11 protein-coding genes are annotated in these 8,072 nt (G+C 63.7%); 10 read left to right on the top strand and 1 reads right to left on the bottom strand.

Annotated features, from left to right (window positions below; all coding sequences use genetic code 11):
- Nucleotides 1-75 precede the first annotated feature (75 nt).
- Nucleotides 76-939, bottom strand: coding sequence for a CAF17-like 4Fe-4S cluster assembly/insertion protein YgfZ (gene ygfZ / locus ACVOKO_RS19125; RefSeq protein ID WP_346500923.1), 864 nt, complete (start codon nucleotides 937-939; stop codon nucleotides 76-78).
- A gap of 39 nt (nucleotides 940-978) precedes the next feature.
- On the opposite strand from ygfZ, the gene ACVOKO_RS19120 reads away from it, so the two are divergent.
- From ACVOKO_RS19120 to ACVOKO_RS19075, 10 genes are all read left to right on the top strand, one after another.
- Nucleotides 979-1,152 carry a DUF1674 domain-containing protein gene (locus ACVOKO_RS19120; protein WP_082746459.1) on the top strand — a complete coding sequence of 58 codons (174 nt, stop codon included), beginning with the start codon at nucleotides 979-981 and terminating at the stop codon, nucleotides 1,150-1,152.
- Between the two features lie 54 nt (nucleotides 1,153-1,206).
- Nucleotides 1,207-1,599 (top strand): succinate dehydrogenase, cytochrome b556 subunit, encoded by a 393-nt coding sequence (gene sdhC, locus ACVOKO_RS19115; protein ID WP_057626052.1) that lies wholly within the window; start codon nucleotides 1,207-1,209, stop codon nucleotides 1,597-1,599.
- A complete protein-coding gene (gene sdhD, locus ACVOKO_RS19110) occupies nucleotides 1,596-1,979 on the top strand; it encodes a succinate dehydrogenase, hydrophobic membrane anchor protein (RefSeq protein WP_057626050.1) in 384 nt (127 codons plus the stop codon). Before sdhC ends, sdhD begins: the two co-directional genes overlap by 4 nt.
- Before the next feature lie 3 nt (nucleotides 1,980-1,982).
- Complete coding sequence (sdhA, locus tag ACVOKO_RS19105) at nucleotides 1,983-3,773, top strand: succinate dehydrogenase flavoprotein subunit (RefSeq protein ID WP_346500919.1); 1,791 nt, start codon at nucleotides 1,983-1,985, stop codon at nucleotides 3,771-3,773.
- A gap of 18 nt (nucleotides 3,774-3,791) precedes the next feature.
- Nucleotides 3,792-4,577: a succinate dehydrogenase iron-sulfur subunit gene (locus tag ACVOKO_RS19100; protein ID WP_054657940.1), complete on the top strand. Its 786-nt coding sequence runs from the start codon at nucleotides 3,792-3,794 to the stop codon at nucleotides 4,575-4,577.
- A 213-nt stretch (nucleotides 4,578-4,790) separates the two neighbouring features.
- Entirely contained in the window at nucleotides 4,791-5,045 is a 255-nt protein-coding gene (locus ACVOKO_RS19095) for an FAD assembly factor SdhE (RefSeq protein ID WP_062166243.1), read from the top strand.
- 67 nt (nucleotides 5,046-5,112) lie between these two features.
- A complete protein-coding gene (locus ACVOKO_RS19090) occupies nucleotides 5,113-5,445 on the top strand; it encodes a hypothetical protein (protein WP_346500916.1) in 333 nt (110 codons plus the stop codon).
- 24 nt (nucleotides 5,446-5,469) lie between these two features.
- Nucleotides 5,470-6,711 (top strand): lipoprotein-releasing ABC transporter permease subunit, encoded by a 1,242-nt coding sequence (locus tag ACVOKO_RS19085; RefSeq protein ID WP_346500914.1) that lies wholly within the window; start codon nucleotides 5,470-5,472, stop codon nucleotides 6,709-6,711.
- Nucleotides 6,704-7,414 (top strand): lipoprotein-releasing ABC transporter ATP-binding protein LolD, encoded by a 711-nt coding sequence (lolD, locus tag ACVOKO_RS19080; protein ID WP_346500912.1) that lies wholly within the window; start codon nucleotides 6,704-6,706, stop codon nucleotides 7,412-7,414. Before ACVOKO_RS19085 ends, lolD begins: the two co-directional genes overlap by 8 nt.
- 112 nt (nucleotides 7,415-7,526) lie before the next feature.
- Complete coding sequence (locus ACVOKO_RS19075) at nucleotides 7,527-7,988, top strand: DUF6491 family protein (protein ID WP_346500910.1); 462 nt, start codon at nucleotides 7,527-7,529, stop codon at nucleotides 7,986-7,988.
- Nucleotides 7,989-8,072 lie beyond the last annotated feature (84 nt).

The raw sequence follows: 8,072 nt of genomic DNA, 5'->3' as shown, positions 1-8,072 counted from the left end.
GCCGAGCCATGCTCGGCAGAAGCCTTACCGGTGAAGCCCCTGCCGAGCATGGCTCGGCACTACAGTGGAGCGCGGTCAGCGAGCCAGGCCGTCCAGCAAGGGCTGGATGCTGGCGGGGCCGCCGTTTACCTGCAGCGGCCCTTCCGGTAGTTCCAATGGAAGTACGGCGAGCGCCAGTGTGCCTGCGGCGCAGGCGACAGTGCCTATGCTGGTCTCGGCCTGTTGGACGGCATCACCCGGGCTGGCGAATGAGACACATTCCAACAGCGCAAGCGAGCGCTTGGCCTTGCCTAGGAAATGGGTGCGGGCGACGATTTCCTGGCCGGGATAGCAGCCTTTCTTGACGCTGTAGGCGTTCAACCGGTCCAGTCCCAGCTGCTGCGGCGTCCATTGCTCGCGCTGTGCATCGCCCAGGCGGGGCAGGCCGTAGCGCAGGTCGGTTTGGCGCCATGCCAATTCAGCCGCGCTGTCGCTGTCGCTGGCAATGGCCGTTTTGCTGATGCGCAGGGTGCGCGGCAGCGCCGGGCTGCCCACGTCGAGCTCGATCAGCGCATCGTCCAGTTGCGCCAATTCCGCGCAATGTGCCGCGCTGGGCGCTTCCAATGCGGCATTCACCGCCAGCTCGCTGGCATGCGTGATCACCACCTTGCGGCGGAAAACAAAACGCCGCAGCTGTTCGGCCATGGCCTCGGCACCGCCGTCGTGGCAGACCAGCAACAGCTGCTGCGGGTCCACCCGCAACAGCTGAAAGATAGACAGCACGCGGCCCTTGGCGGTCAGCCAGGCATTCCATTGCCAGTGACCATCGGCCAGCGAGGGCACGTCGTTGGCGAACTGGGCTTGGGCGAAAGCTACCGCATCGGCTCCGGCAAGGCTCAGGATTTGAGCCTTGGGAAGTGTGCGGAAACCGGTGAAAGCAGGGGCGAGGTTGTCAGACACGTGGCTGAGGACTAAAATTTGTGCGTTGCGAGACCACTAATGATAGGCCAAACAACCCCCACTCCCGAGCCCGAAGCTGAAGCCCCGTTGGTCCCCGAGAAGCAGCCGCTTCCCGAGGCAGCACCGGTGCCGCAGGAAATAGGTGGCCGCGGCGGACTTGATCCGGTGCGGTATGGCGATTGGGAGAAAAACGGGCGCTGCATCGATTTCTGAGCAGCGTTGAGCCAACGCGGCATTGAGCCGCCCAGCCGAGATACGAGTCAGCGAATGGCGAACAGACCCCGCCCCCTTTCTCCGCACCTGCAGGTGTATCGCTGGCAGATCCAGATGGCCACCTCGATCCTGCATCGAGTAACCGGCATCATTCTGACTGTCGGTTCCCTGATCATCGCGGGCGGCTTGTTCGCCCTGATGATGGGCCCTGAGTCCTGGAACTGCTTCACCACCCACGCCAGCGCCTGGTACGGCAAGGTGATCCTGTTCGGTTGGACCTGGTGCTTCGCCTACCACCTGTGCAATGGCATCCGCCACATCGTGCAGGACTTCGCCATCGGCTATGCCAAGGCCACTTTCATCCGCAGCAGCTGGATGTCGGTGATCGCCTCGCTGGTGCTGACCGCGCTGATCTGGGCTTACGTCTGCATGGGAGCTGCCGCATGAGCAAGTACCGTACCCCGCTCAAGAATGCGCGTGGCCTGGGCAGTTCCAAGTCCGGTACCGAGCACTTCGTCCACCAGCGCCTGACCGCAACCGCGCTGGTTGCGCTCACCATCTGGTTCCTGTGCCTGGTGCTGAGCCTGATGGGTGCCGATTACGTCACCGCCGTGGAAACCATTTCCAAGCCGTGGAACGCGATCCTGCTGGGTGGCTTCCTGGTCGCCATGTTCTGGCATGCCCAGCTTGGCCTGCAGGTGGTCCTTGAGGACTACATCCACAATTCGCTGATGGCCCTGGCCCTGCAGACCACGGTCAAGTTCGTCGCCGTGCTCGGCGCCATCGTCAGCATCTTTGCGGTTGCCCGCATCGTGTTTGGGAACTGATACATGTCCGCTTACAACATCACTGAACACAAGGTCGACATGGTGGTCGTCGGCGCCGGTGGCGCTGGCCTGCGTGCGACCTTTGGTCTGGCCCAGAAGGGCCTGCAGACTGTCTGCATCACCAAGGTCTTCCCGACCCGCTCGCACACCGTGGCAGCGCAGGGCGGCATTTCCGCCGCGCTCGGCAACATGGGTGAGGACGACTGGCGTTACCACTTCTTCGACACCATCAAGGGTTCGGATTGGCTGGGCGACCAGGACGCCATCGAATACATGTGCCGTGAGGCCATCCCGGCCATCATCGAGCTGGAACACTACGGCGTTCCGTTCTCGCGCACCGAAGAAGGCAAGATCTACCAGCGTCCGTTTGGCGGCATGACCACCAAGTACGGTGAAGGCCCGTCCGCGCAGCGTACCTGCGCCGCCGCCGACCGTACCGGCCACGCCATCCTGCACACGCTGTACCAGCAGTCGCTGGCGCACAACGCGCAGTTCATGATCGAGTACTTCGCACTCGACCTGATCTTCGACGACGAAGGCGTCTGCCGCGGCGTGCTCGCCCTGGACATGGCCGAAGGCACTCTGCACCTGTTCCGTTCGCAGGGCGTGGTGCTGGCAACCGGCGGCTACGGCCGTGCCTACTTCAGCGCCACCTCGGCGCACACCTGTACCGGTGACGGCGGTGGCCTGGTGGCCCGTGCCGGCCTGCCGCTGCAGGATATGGAGTTCGTGCAGTTCCACCCGACCGGCATCTATGGCGCCGGCTGCCTGATCACCGAAGGTGTGCGAGGCGAGGGCGGCATTCTGCGCAACAGCAATGGCGAGCGCTTCATGGAGCGCTACGCACCGCATTACAAGGATCTGGCATCGCGTGACGTGGTGTCGCGTTCGATGACCATCGAAATCCGCGAAGGCCGCGGCGTCGGCGAGCACAAGGATCACATCCTGCTCGACCTGACCCACCTTGGCCCGGGCGTGATCGACGACAAGCTGCCGGGTATCGCCGAAAGCGCGCGCATCTTCGCGGGCGTGGACGTGCACAAGCAGCCGATTCCGGTCATCCCGACCGTGCACTACAACATGGGCGGCATCCCGACCAACTACCACGGTGAAGTGGTGCGCAAGGTCGGCGACAACCCCGATGCAGTGGTGCCGGGCCTGTACGCCATCGGCGAAGCAGCCTGCGTGTCCGTGCACGGTGCCAACCGTCTGGGCTCCAACTCGCTGCTCGACCTGGTGGTGTTCGGTCGCGCCGTGGCCAACCGTTGCGCCGAGACGATCAAGCCGGGTGCCTCGCACAAGACCCTGCCGTCCGATGCCTGCGACAAGGCCCTGGGCCTGCTCGACAAGCTGCGTCACGCCAACGGTGATACGCCGACTTCGGTCATCCGCGACAACATGCAGCGCACGATGCAGAACGACGCAGCCGTGTTCCGCACCAGCAAGACGCTGGAAGAAGGCTGCCAGAAGATGGCCGAAGTGTTCGATTCGTTCCAGGACGTCAAGGTTTCCGACCGTTCGCTGGTCTGGAACTCGGACCTGATCGAAACCTACGAGCTGAACAACCTGCTGCTCAACGCAGTGGCGACCATCAACTCGGCCGAGCAGCGCAAGGAAAGCCGCGGCGCCCACGCGCACGAGGACTTCCCGGACCGCGACGACGTCAACTGGCAGAAGCACACGCTGGTCACCGTCGACGACAAGGGCAAGTGCAGCTTCGATTACCGTCCGGTGCACATGTACACGCTCAGCGATGACGTGTCCGTGGTGCCGCCGAAGCCGCGCGTCTACTGATCCGGGGAACTTACGAACATGGCTGAATTTGCACTCCCGAAGAACTCCCGGTTGACCAAGGGCAAGCACTTCCCCGCCAAGAGCGGTGCGAAGAACACGCGTACCTTCAAGATCTACCGCTGGAGCCCGGACGACGACCAGAATCCGCGTACCGACACCTACGAGATCGATCTCGATGCGTGCGGGCCGATGGTTCTGGACGCGCTGATCAAGATCAAGAACGAGATTGATCCGACCCTGACCTTCCGTCGCTCCTGTCGCGAGGGTATCTGTGGTTCGTGCGCGATGAACATCGACGGCACCAACACCTTGGCCTGCACCCGCGCCATTGCCGATTGCGGCAAGGCCGAAGTGCCGATCTATCCGTTGCCGCATATGGACGTGGTCAAGGATCTGGTTCCGGATCTGACCCACTTCTACGCGCAGTACGCCTCGATCAAGCCGTGGATCCGCACGCAGACCCCGGCACCGCCGGACCGCGAGCGCCTGCAGTCGCCGGAAGACCGCAAGAAGCTGGATGGCCTGTACGAGTGCATCCTGTGCGCGTGCTGCTCGACCAGCTGCCCGAGCTACTGGTGGAACGGCGAGCGTTACCTTGGCCCGGCGATCCTGCTGCAGGCTTATCGCTGGATCATCGACTCGCGTGATGAAGACACCGGCGCACGCCTGGACGATCTTGAAGATCCGTTCAAGCTGTACCGCTGCCACACCATCATGAACTGCGCACGCACCTGCCCGAAGGGCTTGAACCCGGCATTGGCAATTGCCGAGATCAAGAAGCTGATGATGGCGCGCCGCGCGTAAAGAGGCAGTGCCGAGGCGCAAGCCGAAGCTGAGCTTTTCCCTTCTCCCGCTGGCGGGAGAAGGTGCCCCGCAGGGGCGGATGAGGGGGCTCTTGAAGTTGCCCTTGCTTGCTTCGAGGCTGGAATTGCCTCAAGCAGGTCTGATCATCGCCAAAGGCGGCCCTCACCCCAACCCCTCTCCCGCCTTGCGGGAGAGGGGCTTAAGCTTGAAACCATGCAGACCGAAGACGAAATCCTGTTGAAGAAGCTGCGCTGGCGCTGCCGGCGCGGCATGCGTGAGCTGGATCAGCTGTTCGGCCGCTATCTTGACCGTCGCTGGCTGGATGCACCTGCCGCCGAGCGCGAGGTTTTCCTGCAGTTGCTGGACACCGAAGACGATAAATTGTGGCGCTGGTCCATGGGCTACGAGGCCTGTCCGGATGCGTCGCAGGCGGCACTTATCAGCTACATCCGCTCCCTTCCGGTGTGAGTGGCGCCCCTCGCGCTGGCTGACCTGCGCGTTGTCGGGCCTGGCGGTACTTGCCGCCGTTTCAGTGGTGAACTGTGATCTGGCACCGGGCTTTGCCTGGCCGCTGGCTGTCTGCGTGTTTGCGCTGGGCCTGCTACAGGCGCGGGCGGAATCGCGCAGGCCGGGGCGTGAGCTGCTGATACCGCAATCGCCGGGCGCACCCTGTGTGGACGGCGCACCTGTGCAGCGGATCGAACTGCTTGAGCGCGGCCCCTTGCTGGTGCTGCGCTGGCGGCTGGGCAGGCGCCGTCAGCAGCTGTTGTTCTGGCCGGATACCTTGCCGCGTGCCCAGCGACGTGAACTGCGACTGGCCGTGCGTACCCATGGCGTTTCCCGCCAGCCGCCGGGAATGGCACCATAGCCATCAGTTCCCGGGCAGACACGCATGTTCAAACCCTTACCTGTCGCAATCGGATTGCGCTACCTGCGCGCCAAACGCCGCAATGGCTTCATTTCCTTCATCTCCATGGCCTCCATCCTCGGCATCGCGCTGGGCGTGATGGTGCTGATCACCACCCTGGCGGTGATGAGCGGCTTCCAGAAGGAGATCCGCGACCGCCTGCTGCAGATGTCGGCCCACGCCACGGTCAGTGCCGATGGCGAGCCGATGGCCAACTGGCAGCATGCCGTGGACGTGGCGACCAAGGACCCGCGTGTGGCCGGCGCCGCGCCGTATATCGAGATCCAGGGCATGTTGAGCGGCCTGCGGGTGCAGGGCGCGATCATCCAGGGCGTTGATCCGGCGCAGGAGTCCAAGGTCTCGGTGCTGGCCGAAAAGATGACCAAGGGCAAGCTGGACAGCCTGCAGCCCGGCGAGTTCAACATGGTGGTCGGCAAGGAACTGGCGATCTGGTTGGGCGTGGATGTCGGCGACAGCGTTGTCGCAACGCTGGCCGAAGTGCAGGGCACGCCGATGGGCGCGATGCCGCGGGTCAAGCGCTTCAAGGTCAGCGGCATTTTCGAAGCCGGCTCCAATGAAGTGGACCGCGGCGTTGCCTTCACCAACATGCAGGACATGGAACGCGTGCTGCGCATGGACGGCGTCACCGGCGTGCGCCTGAAGATGCACGACATGGACCAGGCCTACACGGTTGCCCGCGACCTTGCGGTCAACCTCAACGGCTATTACCGGGTCAGTGACTGGACGCAGGAAAACGCCAACCTCTATCACTCGCTGCGCATGGAAAAGACGGTGATGGGCATCCTGTTGTCGCTGATCGTGGCGATGGGTGCATTCAACCTGGTGTCCTCGCAGGTGATGCTGGTCACCGACAAGCAGGCTGATATCGCCATCCTGCGCACGCTTGGCCTGACGCCTGGTGGCGTGATGCAGGTATTCATGGTGCAGGGCACCTTGATCGGCGTGTTCGGCACCATTGTGGGTGTGCTGGGTGGCATCACCCTGACCCTCAATCTCGAACGCATTCTTGGCCTGATCGAGACCGTGTTCAACATCAAGCTGTTGCCGGAAGACGTCTACTACATCACCGGCCTGCCGACCGACATGCAGACCGCCGACATCGTGGTGATCACCGTGGTGGCGCTGCTGATGAGCTTTGCCGCAACCATCTACCCGGCGTGGCGCGCCGCCCGCACCCAGCCGGCAGAGGCGCTGCGCTATGAATGAGAACGCATTGATGGAATCGGTAATCCGCGCCGAAGGCCTGGGCAAGACCTATGCCGAAGGCAAGATGCATACGCCGGTATTCGATGGCCTGGACTTGAACGTTGCCGCAGGCGAAACCGTCGCCATCGTCGGCGCTTCCGGCGCCGGCAAGAGTACCTTGCTGCACTTGTTGGGCGGCTTGGATATCCCGACTGCAGGTGAGGTCTATGTGGCCGGCCAGCGCATGTCGGCCTTGTCCGATGCGGCGCGCGGCAACCTGCGCAACAGCTCGCTGGGTTTCGTCTATCAGTTCCATCACCTGTTGCCCGAGTTCACCGCGCTTGAAAACGTGATGATTCCGGTGATGCTCGGTGGCCGCGATGTGGCGGCCGCCAGCGCGCAGGCGACGGCGCTGCTGGTGTCGGTCGGCCTGGGTCACCGGCTGGGCCACAAGCCTGGCGAGCTGTCCGGTGGCGAGCGTCAGCGCACTGCGGTGGCCCGTGCCCTGGTCAACAAGCCGGGCTGCATTCTTGGCGACGAGCCTACCGGCAATCTTGACGACAAGACCGCGGCCAACGTTTTTGAACTGATGCTCGAGTTGAACCGTGCGCATCGCACCAGCCTGGTGCTGGTCACCCATGACCGCGGCCTGGCGCGCAAGCTGGACCGCGTGTTGGAGCTGCGCGAAGGTCGGCTCCACGAGTTGGCCGGCAGCCGGGTTTAAGCCCGCCGCCGGCAGCCGTCAGCTCCAAACAGACAAGGGGTTAACGCGCGCAGGCGGATGGTTTCGCTGCAGTCACGCAGTCAGGTTGTTCCCTTCAATGAGGATTGCTGCCATGAAAACAGTGCTTGTTGCGATGATGCTGGCGGCCGCAATTGGCGGCTGTGCAACGACCGGGAAGCTGAACAGTGGTGAGCGGCTGGCGCTGTACCGCGCGCATGCCGGCGAGCCGGTGAAAAGCTTCCGTTATTTCGGCTCGCTCAATGGCTGGACCGAACTGGGCGACAGTGCCTTGGCAGTGTGGACCAAGCCGGCCGAAGCCTGGCTGTTGAACCTGAGCGGGCCGTGCCCGGATCTGTCATTCGCGCCGGCCATTTCGATCACCAACATGATGGGGCAGGTGTCCGCCCGTTTTGACCGGGTGATCGTGCATGGTAGTGGCCCGATGGCGCATGTGCCGTGCCGCATCGACACCATCCAGCCGCTGGATGTAAAGGCAGTGCGCGCATCGGAGAAAGAGCTGCGCGAGGCCAAGATTTCCGAGCGCGCCGCAGACCAGGGCACCGAAACGGACTGAAGCTTCACCTGTAGTGGGGGGGGCGGGGGGCGGCGGGGGGGTCCGCGGGGGGGGCAGACCGGCCCGGCGGGGCGCCCCCGACCG

Source organism: Stenotrophomonas sp. STEN240 (assembly GCF_056756175.1).
The sequence above is the reverse complement of the archived record's forward strand: the minus strand, read 5'-3'. Positions and strand labels throughout refer to the sequence as shown.

Excerpts from the sequence above, each read along its gene's own strand:
- ACVOKO_RS19120 (WP_082746459.1), top strand. The coding sequence starts at position 979 with ATGATAGGCCAAACAACCCCCACTCCCGAGCCCGAAGCTGAAGCCCCG.
- sdhC (WP_057626052.1), top strand. The coding sequence starts at position 1,207 with ATGGCGAACAGACCCCGCCCCCTTTCTCCGCACCTGCAGGTGTATCGC.
- sdhD (WP_057626050.1), top strand. The coding sequence starts at position 1,596 with ATGAGCAAGTACCGTACCCCGCTCAAGAATGCGCGTGGCCTGGGCAGT.
- sdhA (WP_346500919.1), top strand. The coding sequence starts at position 1,983 with ATGTCCGCTTACAACATCACTGAACACAAGGTCGACATGGTGGTCGTC.
- ACVOKO_RS19100 (WP_054657940.1), top strand. The coding sequence starts at position 3,792 with ATGGCTGAATTTGCACTCCCGAAGAACTCCCGGTTGACCAAGGGCAAG.
- ACVOKO_RS19095 (WP_062166243.1), top strand. The coding sequence starts at position 4,791 with ATGCAGACCGAAGACGAAATCCTGTTGAAGAAGCTGCGCTGGCGCTGC.
- ACVOKO_RS19085 (WP_346500914.1), top strand. The coding sequence starts at position 5,470 with ATGTTCAAACCCTTACCTGTCGCAATCGGATTGCGCTACCTGCGCGCC.
- lolD (WP_346500912.1), top strand. The coding sequence starts at position 6,704 with ATGAATGAGAACGCATTGATGGAATCGGTAATCCGCGCCGAAGGCCTG.
- ACVOKO_RS19075 (WP_346500910.1), top strand. The coding sequence starts at position 7,527 with ATGAAAACAGTGCTTGTTGCGATGATGCTGGCGGCCGCAATTGGCGGC.